We start from the raw sequence: 16,849 nt of genomic DNA on the forward strand, positions 1-16,849 counted from the left end.
CTGATGTTGTAAGAATATTGAGCGTTATCATGGCGACAGCGTTCAGTATTTACAACACTTGGCCCCCGTGCTGGCCTCAACCCTCGGAATAGAGCCTTGGCACGCGACGCAGGTTGCAGAAGATCTGGTACGGAATGGTGTCCGCCCACTGCGCCACTTCGCTGGCGAGGATGCTTTTGCCCCACAGTTCGACGGTCGAACCGAGGTCCGCTTCCGGCACATCGGTGAGGTCGATGCAGAGCATGTCCATCGATACGCGGCCAAGCAGGCGGCTGCGTTTGCCGGCCACCAGCACCGGCGTGCCGGTCGGGGCATGACGCGGGTAGCCATCGGCATAGCCCATGGCAACCACGCCGATGCGCATCGGCTTGTCGGTGATGAATTTGGCGCCATAGCCGATCGGCTCGCCGGCGGGCAGTTCGCGCACGCAGATGACTTTCGATTCGAGGGTCATCACCGGTTGCAGACGCTCGGCCACGGCGTTGGCTTCTTCGAACGGGGTCGCGCCGTAGAGCATGATGCCCGGGCGGACCCAGTCGCTGTGGATCTGCGGCCAACCGAGCACGGCCGGCGAGTTGCGCAGGCTGACTTCGGCAGCCAGACCCTGACGCGCCGCTTCGAACACCGCGACCTGATCGGCGCTGCTCTGCTCATGCAGTTCATCGGCGCGGGCGAAGTGGCTCATCAGCACGATTTTCGCCACTTTGCCGCTGGCCAGCAGGCGCTGGTAGGCCGCCGCGTAGTCCTTCGGATGCAGGCCGACGCGGTGCATGCCGGAATCGAGCTTGAGCCACACGGTGATCGGTTTGCTCAATGCCGTCTGCTCGATGGTTTCGAGCTGCCACAGCGAATGCACCACGGTCCAGAAATCATGTTCGACGATCAGTGCCAGCTCGTCAGCCTCGAAGATGCCTTCGAGCAACAACACCGGGGCCTTGATGCCGGCCGCGCGCAGCTCCAGCGCTTCTTCAATGCAGGCGACGGCAAACCCGTCGGCCTCGGTTTCCAGCGCCTGGGCGCAACGCACCGCGCCGTGACCGTAGGCATCAGCCTTGATCACCGCCAGCGCCTTGGCGCCGGTGACTTCGCGGGCAATTCGGTAGTTGTGGCGCAGGGCTTCTAGGTCGATCAGGGCACGGGCAGGACGCATGGCGGCAGACTTCTAGGCGGTCATGGAAATAAAAACCGGCGCCGACTGACGACGTGAACCGCCAACAGCGCCGGGAGAGGGATCTTTGAATCGGTTACGGCAACGCGGCGACGATGGAGACCTCGACCAGGATGCTCGGCTTGGCCATCTTCGCTTCGACGGTGGCCCGGGCCGGCGCGGCGCCTTTGGGCAGCCACTGATCCCACACCGAATTCATCCCGGCAAAGTGCGCCTCGATGTCATTCAGATAAATCGTCGCCGACAGCAGATGTTGCTTGTCAGTCCCGGCCAGATCGAGAAGGCGCTCGATATTGGCCAGGACTTCGCGGGTTTGTTGTTCAATCCCGGCGTTGAAGTCGTCGCCGACCTGTCCGGCCAGATACACCGTACCGTTGTGGCTGACGATCTGACTCATGCGCTCATTGGTGAGCTGGCGCTGGATTGCCATGTTTTGCGGACTCCTGAGGCTTGTTGCCGTAACGGGAAATATCGAGGCCTTCGGCGCTGATCTGCGGTTTTTTCTTCGCCATCAGATCGGCCAGCAAACGACCGGAACCGCACGCCATGGTCCAACCCAGGGTGCCGTGACCGGTGTTGAGGAACAGGTTCTTGAACGGCGTGGCGCCAACGATCGGCGTACCGTCCGGGGTGGTCGGACGCAGACCGGTCCAGAAGCTCGCCTCGGCCAGATTGCCGCCCTGAGGATAAAGGTCGTTGACGATCATCTCCAGGGTTTCGCGCCGACGCGGGTTCAGCGACAGGTCAAAACCGGCGATCTCCGCCATGCCGCCGACGCGGATGCGGTTGTCGAAACGGGTGATCGCGACTTTGTAGGTCTCGTCGAGAATGGTCGAAGTCGGAGCCATGTCCGGGTTGGTGATCGGCACGGTCAGCGAATAACCCTTGAGCGGATACACCGGCGCCTTGATGCCCAGCGGCTTGAGCAATTGCGGCGAGTAGCTGCCGAGGGCCAGCACATAGCGGTCGGCGGTTTCCAGCTTGCCGTCGATCCACACGCCGTTGATGCGGTCACCGGCGTAGTCGAGGCGCTGGATGTCCTGGCCGAAGCGGAACTCCACACCGAGTTTCACGGCCATTTCCGCCAGACGCGTGGTGAACATCTGGCAATCGCCGGTCTGGTCATTCGGCAGACGCAGGGCGCCGGCGAGGATGTCGGTGACATTGGCCAGGGCCGGCTCGACGCGGGCAATGCCGGCGCGGTCGAGGACTTCAAACGGCACGCCGGACTCTTTCAGCACGGCGATGTCTTTAGCGGCGCCATCGAGCTGTGCCTGAGTGCGGAACAGTTGCGTGGTACCGAGGCTGCGGCCTTCGTAAGCGATGCCGGTTTCGGCGCGCAGTTCATCGAGGCAGTCGCGACTGTACTCGGACAGACGCACCATGCGCTCCTTGTTCACTGCGTAACGGCTAGCGGTGCAGTTGCGCAGCATTTGCGCCATCCACAGGTACTGGTCGATGTCGGCAGTGGCCTTGATCGCCAACGGCGCGTGGCGCTGCAGCAACCACTTGATGGCCTTGAGCGGTACACCCGGCGCAGCCCATGGCGAGGCATAACCCGGCGACACCTGGCCGGCGTTGGCGAAACTGGTCTCCATGGCCACGGCTGGCTGCCGGTCGACCACCACCACTTCAAACCCGGCACGGGCCAGATAGTAAGCACTGGCGGTACCGATGACGCCGCTACCCAAGACCATTACGCGCATTTTTGTATCCCTCATCGCGGCGGGGCCGCGTACGTCTGTTGTTAGAGCAATGATGCGCGCAGTGTAAAAAAGAATGGCCAGTGCATTTCACTATATAAGCGCCTATATTTGGCGACAATTCTCGGCAAAAACCCTTTTCACGGAGGCGCATCCCCTATGCGTACCAACACTCAGACCAAACGTGAGCTGGACAAGATCGACCGCAACATCTTGCGGATCCTGCAGGCGGACGGGCGCATATCGTTTACCGAACTCGGGGAGAAGGTTGGCCTGTCCACCACACCGTGTACGGAGCGAGTGCGGCGACTGGAGCGCGAAGGGATCATCATGGGCTACAACGCCCGCCTGAACCCGCAGCACTTGAAGGGTAGCCTGCTGGTGTTCGTGGAGATCAGCCTCGATTACAAATCCGGCGACACCTTCGAAGAGTTCCGCCGCGCGGTGCTGAAACTGCCGCACGTGCTGGAATGCCATTTGGTGTCAGGGGATTTCGACTATCTGGTGAAGGCGCGGATCTCCGAGATGGCCTCGTACCGCAAGCTGCTGGGCGACATTCTGTTGAAGCTGCCGCATGTGCGTGAGTCCAAAAGCTATATCGTGATGGAAGAGGTGAAGGAGAGCCTGAGCCTGCCGATTCCGGACTGAGATTTGTGCTGCCTGATCCGGCCCCATCGCTGGCAAGCCAGCTCCCACAGGTTCAGTGATTAACACATATTCTGTGAACGACAACGATCACTGTGGGAGCTGGCTTGCCAGCGATTGGGTCGACTCGGTTCCAGCAATTGCGCTAAACCAGCACCTGCCGATTCGCCGCCATGTATTCGAAGATCTGCTTTTCAACCCGTGGATGAATCAACTCCACCGGCCCCCGCCCGTTCGGGCATGGCAGGGTTTTGGTGGTACCGAACAACCGGCAAATCAGCGGTCGCTCGCCATACACCGTGCAGCCATTCGGCCCCAGGTGTACACAGTTCAGTTCTTCCATCGCCGCATCCTGCTCGGCGCGGGTCTTGCGCGGCAGGCGTGACATTTCTTCCGGCGAGGTGGTCACCGGCCCGCAGCAGTCATGGCAGCCCGGCACGCACTCGAACGTGGGGATCTGCTGACGCAGGTCGCGAATGGTCTGGCGGTTGCAACTCATCGAAACGGTAATCCACATGAAATAGGCGGCAATTGTGCCGCAAAAGCCGAGATCCACACAGCAACGGCCGACCAGTGTTGCCCGTCTTCGGCCGTGCGGCTTATGCTCCGTCAAATTTTCTCGACACCCAGCCGTTGGATGATGCCCATGAATGCCCGCGCCCGAACCTTCGCGAGCCAACCCCACGTTGCCTCTTACTACGCCGCCAGCAGCCTGCCGCAGCCCGAGTATCCGGTGCTGCAAGGCGAGCTGAGCGCAGACGTGTGCGTGGTCGGCGGCGGCTTCTCGGGGCTGAACACCGCGCTGGAATTGGCCGAACGCGGCCTCAGTGTGGTGTTGCTGGAAGCGCACCGGGTCGGTTGGGGCGCCAGCGGCCGCAACGGCGGGCAGTTAATTCGCGGGGTCGGCCACGGCCTCGACCAGTTCAGCAACGTCATCGGCGCTGACGGCGTTCGCCAGATGAAACTGATGGGCCTGGAAGCGGTGGAAATCGTCCGCCAGCGCGTCGAGCGTTTCCAGATCCCGTGCGATCTGACTTGGGGCTACTGCGATCTCGCCAACAAACCGGCCGATCTCGAAGGCTTTGCCGAAGATGCCGAAGAGCTGCGCAGTCTCGGCTATCGCTACGAAACCCGCCTGTTGCAAGCCGATGAAATGCACACCGTGGTCGGCTCCAAACGTTACGTCGGCGGCTTGATCGACATGGGTTCCGGGCATCTGCACCCACTGAACCTGGCGCTGGGCGAAGCCGCTGCCGCACAGCAATTGGGCGTGCAGCTGTTCGAGCAATCGGCGGTGACGCGTATCGATTACGGCCCCGCAGTTCGCGTCCACACCGCTCAAGGTTCAGTGCGGGCGAAAACCCTGGTGCTGGGCTGCAACGCTTACCTCAACGACCTCAATCCGCAACTCAGCGGCAAAGTACTGCCCGCCGGCAGTTACATCATTGCGACCGAACCGCTGTCCGAAGAACTGGCGCACAGCCTGCTGCCGCAAAACATGGCGGTCTGTGACCAGCGGGTGGCGCTGGATTACTACCGGCTCTCGGCGGATCGGCGCCTGCTGTTCGGCGGTGCCTGCCACTATTCCGGGCGCGACCCGAAGGACATCGGCGCCTACATGCAGCCGAAGATGCTCGAAGTGTTTCCGCAACTGGCGGGCGTGAAAATCGACTATCAATGGGGCGGCATGATCGGCATCGGCGCCAACCGTCTGCCACAGATCGGCAGGCTCAATGATCAACCGAACGTGTATTACGCCCAGGCCTATTCCGGGCACGGAGTGAATGCCACGCACCTGGCGGGCAAGCTGCTCGCCGAGGCGATCAGCGGGCAGCACAGCGGTGGCTTTGATCTGTTTGCCAAGGTGCCGCACATCACCTTCCCCGGCGGCAAGCATTTGCGCTCGCCGTTGCTGGCGTTGGGGATGTTGTGGCATCGGCTTAAAGAGTTGGTCTGATGTTTTTTTGAGGCCCTGAATACGCCTTCGCGAGCAAGCCCGCTCCCACAAGTGACCGCGCTCCACCTTGAGAACACGGTCGAATGTGGGAGCGGGCTTGCTCGCGAAGGGGCCGAAACAGGCGCTAAAACGTCAGATCCGCCAGAACGGCTTCAACCCCTCTTCATTTGCCTGCTCTCGGGTCAACCCGACGTCCTTGAGCTGCTCCGGTGTCAGGTTCAACAGCGCCTTGCGCGTGTGCAGACGATGCCAGAACAGGCCCCAGCGACTCAGGCCGGATGGCGCGTTACGCATGGCGCTATTCCATGCACTGTCCTCCTGCCCTGCCGCCAGTTCCTGACTGCGTAACGTCAGCCGCACATCGCTCAAGCCGTTCATTTTTGTTGCTCCTGTTTACTTGGGTAGCCAGAGATTCCATGATGCGCGGGTCGGCAAAAGCATTACAGATTCAACACATCTGTATTAATTCCATACAGATTTGCCATTCCTGAGACTGAATTACCGATTTTTGCTGCATCTGTACTGGTTTAACGAATCACCTGCATCGAGGCAGTGCCATGACCCTGTATGTGAACCTCGCCGAACTGCTCGGCACCCGCATCGAACAAGGCTTCTACCGTCCTGGCGATCGCCTGCCTTCGGTGCGCGCCTTGAGCGTAGAACACGGGGTCAGCCTGAGCACGGTGCAACAGGCCTATCGCATGCTCGAAGACAGCGGTCTGGCAACGCCGAAACCCAAGTCCGGCTACTTCGTGCCGGTGGGTCGCGAGCTGCCGGAGTTACCCGCGGTCGGGCGGCCGGCGCAGCGGCCGGTGGAGATTTCGCAGTGGGATCAGGTGCTGGAGCTGATTCGCGCGGTGCCGCGCAAGGACGTGGTGCAACTGGGTCGCGGCATGCCCGACGTGACCACGCCCACCATGAAACCGCTGCTGCGCGGACTGGCGCGGATCAGCCGCCGCCAGGACATGCCCGGTCTGTATTACGACAACATTCACGGCACCCTCGAACTGCGCGAACAGATCGCCCGGTTGATGCTCGATTCCGGCTGCCAGTTGAGCGCCAGCGACCTGGTGATCACCACCGGTTGCCACGAAGCACTGTCCACCAGCATCCACGCGATCTGCGAGCCGGGCGACATCGTCGCGGTGGATTCGCCAAGCTTTCACGGCGCCATGCAGACGCTCAAAGGGCTGGGCATGAAAGCTCTGGAGATCCCCACCGATCCGCTGACCGGCATCAGCCTCGAAGCGCTGGAACTGGCGCTGGAGCAATGGCCGATCAAGGTCATCCAGATCACCCCCAACTGCAACAACCCGCTCGGCTACATCATGCCGGAGGCGCGCAAACGCGCGTTGTTGACGCTGGCGCAGCGTTTCGACGTGGCGATCATCGAGGACGATGTGTATGGCGAACTGGCCTACACCTACCCGCGTCCGCGCACGATCAAGTCCTTCGACGAAGATGGTCGAGTGCTGCTGTGCAGCTCGTTTTCCAAGACCTTGGCCCCAGGCCTGCGCATCGGCTGGGTCGCGCCGGGTCGTTATCTGGAACGGGTGCTGCACATGAAATACATCAGCACCGGTTCCACCGCACCGCAGCCGCAGATCGCCATCGCCGAATTTCTCAAGGGCGGCCATTTCGAACCGCACTTGCGGCGGATGCGCAGCCAATACCAACGCAATCGTGACGCGATGATCGACTGGGTTACCCGCTACTTCCCGGTCGGGACCCGCGCCAGTCGTCCACAGGGCAGCTTCATGTTGTGGGTCGAATTGCCGGAGGGTTTCGATACGCTGAAACTCAATCGCGCGCTGCACGATCAGGGCGTACAGATTGCCGTCGGCAGCATCTTTTCCGCCTCGGGCAAATACCGCAATTGTCTGCGGATGAATTACGCGGCCAAACCGACACCGCAGATCGAAGAGGCGGTGCGCAAGGTCGGCGCAGCGGCGATCAAACTGCTGGCCGAAGCCTGATCATTCCAGCTGAAACGTACCGAATCCCTCAAATCGCTGAAGGTCGGCGACACGACTTGAGGCATCACTGACGCGCGCTTCGATTTCCAGCTCCACCTCCAGATGGCGCCCGGCGGCGATACTGCCTGCGCGCCATGCGGTGATGCGATCGCCAGGCTGCAACAGGCCCGCCTCGCCATCATCGCGCTGCCATTGCACCGGCGCGCCATCCAGACGCGCCGCCACAATGCGTATCTGCAACCGTCCCGGTGCCCAGCGGTAATGCAGCGCATCGCTGCTCGGAGCAGCAAAGTTCCACCTGATGGCGCGCGCAGCCGGACATTGAATCCGTAGATGAACCGTGCGCACACCAAAACTGCCTTCATTGCCCGATGGCCGGGCGAGCAGCTCCGCCCGCGTCGAAACGCCATAGTCCACAGCGCTCGGTGAGAGTGTCATCTGGCAGGCCTCGCTGGCCATGACCGAGGTCGATGCCAACGATGCCAGCGTGATCAGGACAATCCATCGATGCATGCGCAATAACTCGGTCATGTAAGGTTCAAAGGCTGACAGAGCGCGTCGACGGGCTCGATCAATGCTTGCTCGTCCGGCGCTTCAGCCAGATTGAATTGCAGGTCGCAGTGCGCGCTATCCGACAGTTGCACCCGCAGCGACTGACCGGGTTTGATGTCCGGCAGAAAGATCGCCCCGGCCTCAAGCACCGTGGTCACGTATTCGCCTTGCCCGTTCTGTACGGCGAGGCCACTGGGCAACCATTGCCGGTCAAGCGTCCTGGCCTTCAACAGCACACGCCGCACGCGGGTGATGGAAAAATCCATATGCTGAACCGAGCCACGCCCGGCCTCGACCTCCTGATAACCGTCGAGCACCTCGACGTTGCGCGGCAAACTCAACGGATCGACTTCCAGCCGGGCTGTGGAATAGGCCGGCAAACTCGCCACCACCGCCCGGCCCAATCCATCCGTCCACACCGGGCCTTGCGGCGTGTACAGCTTCAGACCCGCACGGTCGCCAGCCTTGAGCACGGCAAAGGTCTCGCGCAGCGGATACGGCGACAGCGTCACACCGTCGCGATGCAACGCCATGCCGCCGCGCAGCCCCAGGTCGAATTCGCTTGCCCCGGCTCGCTGGTTCAGGCCCAGATCCAGACTGGTGTAATGCGCCAGTGCGTTGACCCGCAAACCCAGCGATGGCGCCGCAGCTTCACGCTGTTCGGCACTGGCGCTATAGGCCAGGGTTTCACTGAGCACTTCGCTCATCGACACGCCACGGCGCATCCCGGATCGCGGATCGCTGCGCAGGTAGCTGCGAGCCCTGCGCTGATCGCCCAATGGCATCCCGGCCGTCAGATAGACCGAGGTGCCCCGTCGCCTCGCGTCGGCATCGCCGATCCCCCGCTCCAGACTCAACGACAGGCTGATGCGCGCGGGCAGTGTCTGCGACCAGGACAATCCCAGGCGCATGTTGGGTGGCTCGTCCACGCTGGAGTAGCGCGACCAGGTCATGCCGAATGCCCCCCAGCGCTCGACAGTACCGTTGAGCGAAAATGTCCAGTGATCGCGCCCGGAGGCGTCGGCCCGTCCCTGCTGCTGGCTCCAACCGGTGTCCGACAGGCTGCGAAAGCCCTGGCCACGGTGCACCGCAACCACACTGGTGGACAGATTCGGCGACAACACGGCACTGACGGTCATTTGCACCTCATGACCTGCAATGCCTGTGTCTCGATCGCTGGACAGCACCTGGCGCACACCGGTGCTCAGATTGCCCGGCCATTGACGCTGCAGCCCCCAGCCTGCCGACAGATAATCCGCCCCACCGAGGAACCCGCCGCTCACGCGCAACGCTCGTGACAGACTCCACTCCCGGCCAAGGGTGGCAAATGACGGCGCCTGACGATCATCCGAACCCTGGCGTCGCACCGTGCCAAGCGCCAGATTGAAGCCGTCGGCGCGATCGAATTGTGGATCCTGCAGGCTGGCTGCCGGGACGCGAAAACGCCGCACTTGCCCTTCCTGCTCGTGCACGCTGACTTCGAGGTCGAGCTGGTTGCTCAACAACGGCAGCGCGCGCAAGGTGAAGGGGCCGCCGGGAACCAGTGTGGTGTAGATCAGCACGCCGTTCTGCCGGACTTCGATTCGCGATGGCGACCAGGCAATGCCCTCGACCTCGCCACGTGCACCCTCCTGTGCTGCGCGCATTTGCGCGAACGCACCTTCCGGCAGAATCTGCACTCCGTTGAACGATTCGCCGGCGAACAATGGCGACTGCAAGTTCAACTGGCCGATCTGCACGTTGGCTTCGTAAGCTTCCAGAGTGCGCGTGCCATAGGCATACAGATGCTCGAAACGCGTGCTGTCGGGCAACTGCGTATAGGACTGGCGACTGCGCAAGACCCAGTTGCCGGCATTCAGGCCGAACTCCGAACCCAGCCTGCGAAAATCGCTACGTTGCCCCTCGTGCTGGCTGCCCATGACCAAAACATCGTAGTTGAACACGCCGCCCACTCCGCCATTGGCGAAACTGCGTGGCTGAAATTCCGGCAATGCCAACAGGTCCGTCGGCAGCAGCAGGTCGATCTGTTCCTTGCCGGGATGCAATGCAACGGTGGACGCTGGCAGACCTTCGCCCAGCGTCAGGCACTGCTGCGGTTGAACGGGGGGCAAAGCCGCTTGCGCGCGCACACCAGCAGCCTTGAGCAAGGCCGGTTGCAGGCACGGCTCGCCCTGTTCATTGAATGTCACGAACACCCGCCCCCGTGGCTGTCCATTGACCTCAAGCGCGACCAGCCATGTGCCTTGGGAGAAACGCGGTGCCTGGCGAAAGTACTCAGCCAATGCGGGGTCGAGCCCGCGCTCGCGAAGCACCTGCGCATCGAATTCCACCCCTTCACTGGCCATCGTCATGCCGATCGCATTCGCCATCAGCAGTGCCAGTCCCTGACGGGCACACGTGCGCATCAGTGCGTAACCGGGGCATCAAAGTGATCGACCGCAAAGCCATATGTGGTCGCCGGAAAGATCCGCACTGCCATGGTTCGCACTGTTACGTTCAACGGCAAGCCGACAGACAGGCGCTCCCCTGGCAGGATCCAGGTACGCGGCAGATCCACCGCCTGCGTGCCCGGCAGCGGAACAATCGCTTTAGCCAGGCGCACCACGTAAGGACTGGGATTACTGACCAGCAAACCTTCAGCCGTGGCTGACCAGCTCAGGCGTTTCCATGGCTCGCGCTCCACTGGCAGACCGGCGGGGCGCAGGATCACCGGCAGGTTTTGCCGAACACCCAGATTGACCCGGGCACCGTCGACACCTGCCACAGGATTGATCCCCTCAAAAATCACCCGTTTCAGACGCTCGGTCTGCAATGGTTCGGCGCTCTGCAACATGAACCGTACCTGCTGCACCGCACCAGGCTCGACACGGGCAATCGGCGGACTGAACAGCAACAGCTGTTGATCGTGCGGCTCGATATTTTCGACCGTGGTGTGCAGCAGGGCCGGACGCGTTTCGGTGTTTCGCACATTCATCGTCGCTTCACCGACACCCTCATCCACCACCAGCACAGGGGTTTGCGGCACCATTCCGGCAGCGTGAACCCCGGGCATCAAAATCAAGACGAGCAGGCACAGTGGCAACGCCCGCAAGCCTGGGCGGCACATTGAAATCGGCATCGGTATTGCTCCGCAGGGGGCAGCGCACCCGGCAAAGGGCGCGCTGAATGAACCTGAAAGAACCCGGTAATGGCCGGGTTCTGACGATCAGAGGTAGAACATCTCGAAGGTCACCGAGCCATCGAGCGGGATCTCGCTGGTGATCGGCAGCGCGTTGCTCGGGCCGATGATCGGCAACAGGCTCATCGGAAACCCGTGGTGACGGGCCGCGACCGGGCCAGCTGCCACGCCGGAACCCCATGAGTAGAGCGCCGGGGCATTGCCCACCAGCGGCGAAGCAGGCAGTTGCCACGCCGGTGCTGCCAGAGTGCGTGTCATCAGAGTCTGCGGCGCACCGTCGGCTTCCGGACGACCGTGACGCAGCGCAAATCCGCCGATACGGATGCCGTTGATTTCACCCAGGCCGTAGAACAAAGCCGGATCGTTATTACCGGCACCATCGTTGATGCCCGGCAATTTGGTGGCTGTACGATTGTCTCTGACCGACACCTCGACCGATGCCTCTGCATCACAGTTGATGTGCAGCGAAATGTCGTGGGTCGGCAGCAGCGTCTGCGTGGTCTTGTTCAGGGTGGCTGCGGATATCTTGCGCAAATCTACCGTGCCGCCACCGGCAAATGCAGGGATGCACGAGGTCGGAATAATGGTTCCGATCACGCTCAGATCCACGCTCTCGGCGACCACCAGGGTGGGTAATACTGCAGCCGCGACGGCTGCCATCCATGTTGTTTTTTTCATCAGTCCCTACTTCATCGGTTATTGATCAATGGCAGTTGTTCAGCGCATTGCCTTCACAAGACGCTGAACACCGGGGCGATGATTTCGTTTTTTGCAGGATCCGTATGTAGGAATCGGCGCCGACCAAGAGCTGAAAAAACAACAAAACAAATAGTCCAAAACCACAGGCGAACTCATTCCTACTTTTGAACGACTAATTGTTTACACAGTGTGGCGAGGATCCGCCGGAAACGGTCTTGGAAATCCTCTGCGTGCCATACTCCGTCACCCCCTGCCTCCAGCCGAGAAAGCAACGTGCGACCCGGAAAAAAATTGCTCGCTGTCTGTGTGTTGTGCTCGTTGGCCAGTGGTTGCGCCACCCTCGATGCGCCGCGCGAACCCAGCCAGGCGTTGCCGGCCGCGGGCTCCGCATTCGGTCGCTCGATTCAGACCCAGGCAGCGCCCTGGCAGGGCCGTTCCGGCTTCCGCTTGCTGTCCAACAGCACAGAAGCCTTCACCGCCCGCGCCGAGCTGATTCGCAATGCGCAAACCAGCCTCGACTTGCAGTACTACATCGTCCATGACGGCGTCAGCACGCGGATGCTGGTGGAAGAACTGCTCAAGGCCGCCGACCGCGGCGTGCGCGTACGCATCCTGCTCGACGACACCACCAGCGACGGCCTCGACACGATCATCGCCACGCTGGCGGCGCATCCACAGATCCAGATCCGCCTGTTCAATCCGCTGCACCTGGGCCGCAGCACCGGCGTGACCCGCGCCGCCGGACGCCTGTTCAACCTGTCGCTGCAACACCGGCGTATGCACAACAAACTGTTCCTGGCGGACAACAGCGTGGCCATCGTTGGCGGGCGCAATCTGGGCGACGAGTATTTCGATGCCGAGCCGAATCTGAATTTCACCGACATCGACATGCTCAGCGTCGGCCCGGTGGCCGAGCAACTCGGGCACAGTTTCGACCAGTACTGGAACAGCGCGCTGAGCAAGCCGATCAATGAATTCCTCTCCAGCAAACCGAGCATCAAAGACCTGCAAAACACCCGCACGCGCCTGGAAGAGTCGCTGGATGAAACCCGTAAACAGAATCACGCGCTGTATCAACAGTTGATGACGTTCAAGACCGCGCCACGCATGGACATCTGGCGCAAGGAACTGATCTGGGCCTGGAACCAGGCGCTGTGGGATGCGCCGAGCAAAGTGCTGGCCAAGGACGAACCGGACCCGCAACTGCTGCTGACCACGCAACTGGCGCCGGAGCTGCGCGGCGTCAGCAAAGAGCTGATCATGATCTCGGCGTACTTTGTGCCCGGCCAGCCGGGGCTGGTGTACCTGACCGGGCGCGCCGACGCCGGGGTCTCGGTGAGCCTGCTGACCAACTCGCTGGAAGCCACTGATGTGCCGGCGGTGCACGGCGGTTATGCGCCGTATCGCAAGGCGCTGCTGGAGCACGGGGTAAAACTGTATGAGCTGCGCCGTCAGCCTGGGGATAACTATGGCAGTGGCCCGCACCTGTTTTACAGCAAGTCTTTCCGTGGTTCGGATTCCAGCCTGCACAGCAAGGCGATGATTTTCGATCGGCAGAAAGCGTTTATCGGCTCATTCAACTTCGATCCGCGCTCAGTGCTGTGGAACACCGAAGTCGGGGTGCTGGTGGACAGCCCGGAACTGGCCGAACACGTGCGCGAACTGGCGCTGCAAGGCATGGCGCCGGCCCTGAGTTATCAGGCGAAACTGCAGGATGGCGAGATCGTCTGGGTGACCGAGGACAATGGTCAGATGCACACGCTGAGCAAGGAACCGGGGAGTTGGTGGCGGCGCTTCAACGCGTGGTTCAGCACCACTGTCGGCCTGGAGCGGATGCTGTAGTCGAATTGAAAACTCATTTGTGGCGAGGGAGCTTGCTCCCGCCTGAGTGCGCAGCGCTCACGAAGTCTTTGGGGCCGCTGCGCAGCCCAGCGGGAGCAAGCTCCCTCACCACAAGAATTCTTTCGCTTTAAGAGCTGACTTAAGCAGGCTCGGCCACTGTGCCGAATGCCCCTTGACGCATCAGTAGAATCACCAATCCAAACGCCCCCGCCGCCATCAACAACGGCAACGCATGCCCGCTGATCCACTGACTGCCCGCCCCCGCCAGCAACGGCCCGATCAGACAGCCCACACCCCACAGCTGCGCAATGTGCGCATTGGCCCGCACCAGCGCATCGTCGCGATAACGCTCGCCGATCAGAATCAGTGACAAGGTGAACAGGCCACCGGCACTGGCGCCGAACAACACCCACAACGGCCAGATCAGCAGCGTGTCGATCAACAGCGGAATCGCCAGACTCGACAGCATCAGGATCACTGCGCAACCGGCGAACAACGTGCGCCGCGACAGGTAATCTGCCAGCGCGCCGATCGGCAGTTGCAACAGTGCGTCGCCGACCACCACCGTGCTGACCATCGCCAACGCAATCTCGGCGGTGAAGCCCTGTTGCAGGCAATACACCGGCAACAGCGTGAGGATCATCGCTTCGAACGCGGCGAACAGTGACACCGCCCAGGCAATCGCCGGCAGCTCCCGGGCAAAACCCCACAGATCGCTGAACGTCACACTGCTGGCTTCACTGCTCGGCGCACCGCTGCGGCCCATCAACAGCAATGGCGAGACTGTCAGCAGCCCGACACCGACCCAGAAACCATAATCGTGCTCAGTGCCTAGCGCACCCAGCAGCAGCGGACCAGACAGTTGGCTCAGCGCGTAGCTGCTGCCATACAGAGCGACGAGACGACCGCGCCAGTGTTCGACGACCAGTTGATTGATCCAGCTCTCGCCGAGGATGAATACGATGGTCAGGATCACCCCGATCATCAGGCGCAGCACCAGCCAGACCGGATAACTCGGCAACAGCGCGAGCAAGCCGATCGACAACGCCCCGGCCCACAGGCAAAGACGCATGAGGTTCGCGGTGCCGAAACGTGCCGCCAGATGACTGGAAATCTTCGCGCCCAGCAATACGCCAATCGCCGGCATCGCCGCCATCACGCCGATGGCGAAAGAGCCGTAACCCCAGCTCTCCAGACGCAACGACACCAGCGGCATGCTGACCCCCAGGGCCAGGCCGACACTCAAGACAGACGCCAACACGGCGAAATACGTCGCCCAACGCATGGTCCACGCTCCTGTGGATATTCTTATGTGCGCCACAAAATCAAATGTGGGAGCAAACCCTGTGGTGAGGGGATTCATCCCCGACAGGTCGCGCAGCGACCTCAAAACCTGCACCCTCGCATGCACTGGTTTTGCGACTGCTTCGCAGCCGATCGGGGATAAATCCCCTCACCACAGAGACTTGCTCCCACAGGGGATCTCCGTAAGTTCGAAAGCCTGAACGAATCAGGCTCCCGCTAACGGCTTACAGCTTGATCCACGTCGCCTTCAGCTCGGTGTATTTGTCGAACGCGTGCAGCGACTTGTCGCGACCGTTGCCCGACTGCTTGAAGCCGCCGAACGGTGCGGTCATGTCGCCGCCGTCGTACTGGTTGACCCACACGCTGCCGGCGCGCAGTGCTTTGGCAGTCAGGTGCGCCTTGGAGATGTCCTGAGTCCATACCGCAGCGGCCAGGCCGTACGGCGTGTCGTTGGCGATCTGGATCGCTTCTTCGGCGGTATCGAAGGCGATGACCGACAGCACCGGGCCGAAAATCTCTTCCTGAGCGATCTTCATCGCGTTGCTCACGCCGTCGAAAATCGTCGGCTCGACGTAAGTGCCACCGGTTTCCTGGAGGATGCGCTTGCCGCCCGCCACCAGTTTGGCGCCGTCGGTGTGACCGGATTCGATGTACGACAGCACGGTGTTCATCTGTTGGGTATCGACCAGCGCACCGACATTGGTTGCCGGGTCCAGCGGATTGCCCGGCTTCCAGGCTTTCAGCGCCTCGATCACCATCGGCAGGAATTTGTCCTTGATCGAGCGTTCGACCAGCAGACGCGAACCGGCGGTGCAGACTTCGCCCTGGTTGAAGGCGATGGCGCTGGCGGCGGATTCGGCAGCGGCTTGCAGGTCCGGCGCATCGGCGAAGACGATATTCGGGCTCTTGCCGCCAGCTTCCAGCCACACGCGCTTCATGTTCGATTCGCCGGAGTAGATCATCAGCTGCTTGGCGATCTTGGTCGAACCGGTGAACACCAGCGTGTCGACGTCATTGTGCAGCGCCAGCGCCTTGCCGACGGTGTGGCCGTAGCCCGGCAACACGTTGAGCACGCCTTTCGGAATGCCGGCCTCAACCGCAAGCGCAGCGATGCGGATGGCGGTCAGCGGGGATTTTTCCGACGGTTTGAGGATCACCGAGTTACCGGTCGACAGCGCCGGGCCGAGTTTCCAGCAGGCCATCATCAACGGGAAGTTCCACGGCACGATGGCGCCGACCACGCCCACCGGCTCGCGGGTCACCAGACCCAATTGATCATGCGGAGTGGCGGCGACTTCGTCGTAGATCTTGTCGATTGCCTCACCGCTCCAGCTCAGCGCTTGCGCCGCGCCCGGTACGTCGATGTACAGCGAATCGCTGATCGGCTTACCCATGTCGAGGGTTTCGAGCAGCGCCAGTTCTTCAGCGTGCTGCTTGAGCAAGCTGGCGAAACGAATCATGGTGGCTTTGCGTTTGGTCGGCGCCAGGCGCGACCACACGCCGGAATTGAAGGTGGCGCGGGCGTTTTCCACGGCGCGTTGGGCGTCGGCGGCGTCACAGCTGGCGATCTTGCCCAGCAGACGGCCATCGACCGGGCTGATGCACTCGAAGGTTTCGCCGGAGACGGCGTCGGTGTATTCACCGTTGAGGTAGGCGCGGCCTTCGATCTTCAGGTCGCGAGCACGTTGTTCCCAATCGGCACGAGTCAGGGTGGTCATTCGAGTGTCCTCCTCTTGTTGAATAGAGCGCCGCGTTCTTCGCGGACGTCTTCAGGAATGCTGCCCGGCCAGCCTGCTTTTCGGCCCAAGGCACCCGCCACCCTAA

Annotated in this window: 15 protein-coding genes; 4 read left to right on the forward strand and 11 right to left on the reverse strand. The window is 61.8% G+C overall.

What is annotated here, in order from left to right; translation table 11 throughout:
* Positions 1-76 precede the first annotated feature (76 nt).
* The 3 genes from alr to dadA form a co-directional block, all read right to left on the reverse strand.
* Complete coding sequence (alr, locus tag E4T63_RS27445; protein ID WP_135296829.1) at positions 77-1,150, reverse strand: alanine racemase; 1,074 nt, start codon at positions 1,148-1,150, stop codon at positions 77-79.
* A gap of 94 nt (positions 1,151-1,244) precedes the next feature.
* On the reverse strand, positions 1,245-1,598 hold the full coding sequence (locus E4T63_RS27450; RefSeq protein WP_135296830.1) for a RidA family protein: 354 nt from the start codon (positions 1,596-1,598) through the stop codon (positions 1,245-1,247).
* On the reverse strand, positions 1,570-2,874 hold the full coding sequence (dadA, locus tag E4T63_RS27455) for a D-amino acid dehydrogenase (RefSeq protein ID WP_025112723.1): 1,305 nt from the start codon (positions 2,872-2,874) through the stop codon (positions 1,570-1,572). The genes E4T63_RS27450 and dadA overlap by 29 nt, the downstream gene beginning before the upstream one ends.
* A 156-nt stretch (positions 2,875-3,030) precedes the next feature.
* On the opposite strand from dadA, the gene E4T63_RS27460 reads away from it, so the two are divergent.
* A complete protein-coding gene (locus E4T63_RS27460; RefSeq protein ID WP_003177284.1) occupies positions 3,031-3,519 on the forward strand; it encodes an Lrp/AsnC ligand binding domain-containing protein in 489 nt (162 codons plus the stop codon).
* A 142-nt stretch (positions 3,520-3,661) separates the two neighbouring features.
* On the opposite strand, the gene E4T63_RS27465 is transcribed toward E4T63_RS27460, so the two are convergent.
* Positions 3,662-4,015, reverse strand: a complete 354-nt coding sequence (locus E4T63_RS27465) for a YkgJ family cysteine cluster protein (RefSeq protein ID WP_027610425.1) — start codon at positions 4,013-4,015, stop codon at positions 3,662-3,664.
* 147 nt (positions 4,016-4,162) lie between these two features.
* On the opposite strand from E4T63_RS27465, the gene E4T63_RS27470 reads away from it, so the two are divergent.
* On the forward strand, positions 4,163-5,473 hold the full coding sequence (locus tag E4T63_RS27470) for an NAD(P)/FAD-dependent oxidoreductase (RefSeq protein ID WP_134784979.1): 1,311 nt from the start codon (positions 4,163-4,165) through the stop codon (positions 5,471-5,473).
* 132 nt (positions 5,474-5,605) lie between these two features.
* Here the strand turns inward: E4T63_RS27470 and E4T63_RS27475 are convergent, their stop codons facing one another.
* Positions 5,606-5,851 carry a DUF1127 domain-containing protein gene (locus E4T63_RS27475; RefSeq protein WP_027610423.1) on the reverse strand — a complete coding sequence of 82 codons (246 nt, stop codon included), beginning with the start codon at positions 5,849-5,851 and terminating at the stop codon, positions 5,606-5,608.
* Positions 5,852-6,030: 179 nt separating this feature from the next.
* Between E4T63_RS27475 and E4T63_RS27480 the strand changes: the two genes are divergently transcribed.
* Positions 6,031-7,449, forward strand: coding sequence for a PLP-dependent aminotransferase family protein (locus E4T63_RS27480; RefSeq protein ID WP_135296831.1), 1,419 nt, complete (start codon positions 6,031-6,033; stop codon positions 7,447-7,449).
* Here the strand turns inward: E4T63_RS27480 and E4T63_RS27485 are convergent, their stop codons facing one another.
* From E4T63_RS27485 to E4T63_RS27500, 4 genes are all read right to left on the reverse strand, one after another.
* On the reverse strand, positions 7,450-7,980 hold the full coding sequence (locus tag E4T63_RS27485) for a hypothetical protein (protein WP_135296832.1): 531 nt from the start codon (positions 7,978-7,980) through the stop codon (positions 7,450-7,452).
* The gene (locus E4T63_RS27490; protein WP_135296833.1) at positions 7,977-10,406 is read right to left on the reverse strand and encodes a fimbria/pilus outer membrane usher protein; all 2,430 of its coding nucleotides are present in this window, start codon (positions 10,404-10,406) and stop codon (positions 7,977-7,979) included. Before E4T63_RS27490 ends, E4T63_RS27485 begins: the two co-directional genes overlap by 4 nt.
* The gene (locus tag E4T63_RS27495) at positions 10,406-11,119 is read right to left on the reverse strand and encodes a fimbria/pilus chaperone family protein (protein WP_103368151.1); all 714 of its coding nucleotides are present in this window, start codon (positions 11,117-11,119) and stop codon (positions 10,406-10,408) included. Before E4T63_RS27495 ends, E4T63_RS27490 begins: the two co-directional genes overlap by 1 nt.
* Before the next feature lie 87 nt (positions 11,120-11,206).
* Positions 11,207-11,857: a DUF1120 domain-containing protein gene (locus E4T63_RS27500; RefSeq protein WP_098966262.1), complete on the reverse strand. Its 651-nt coding sequence runs from the start codon at positions 11,855-11,857 to the stop codon at positions 11,207-11,209.
* A gap of 312 nt (positions 11,858-12,169) precedes the next feature.
* On the opposite strand from E4T63_RS27500, the gene E4T63_RS27505 reads away from it, so the two are divergent.
* On the forward strand, positions 12,170-13,720 hold the full coding sequence (locus E4T63_RS27505; protein WP_432431699.1) for a phospholipase D family protein: 1,551 nt from the start codon (positions 12,170-12,172) through the stop codon (positions 13,718-13,720).
* A 139-nt stretch (positions 13,721-13,859) separates the two neighbouring features.
* Here the strand turns inward: E4T63_RS27505 and E4T63_RS27510 are convergent, their stop codons facing one another.
* Both E4T63_RS27510 and E4T63_RS27515 read right to left on the reverse strand, forming a co-directional pair.
* On the reverse strand, positions 13,860-15,005 hold the full coding sequence (locus E4T63_RS27510; protein ID WP_098966265.1) for an MFS transporter: 1,146 nt from the start codon (positions 15,003-15,005) through the stop codon (positions 13,860-13,862).
* Between the two features lie 244 nt (positions 15,006-15,249).
* Positions 15,250-16,743, reverse strand: a complete 1,494-nt coding sequence (locus tag E4T63_RS27515) for an aldehyde dehydrogenase (protein WP_047596781.1) — start codon at positions 16,741-16,743, stop codon at positions 15,250-15,252.
* Positions 16,744-16,849 lie beyond the last annotated feature (106 nt).

This window comes from Pseudomonas fluorescens (assembly GCF_004683905.1).
Classification (GTDB): Bacteria; Pseudomonadota; Gammaproteobacteria; order Pseudomonadales; family Pseudomonadaceae; genus Aquipseudomonas; species Aquipseudomonas putida_A.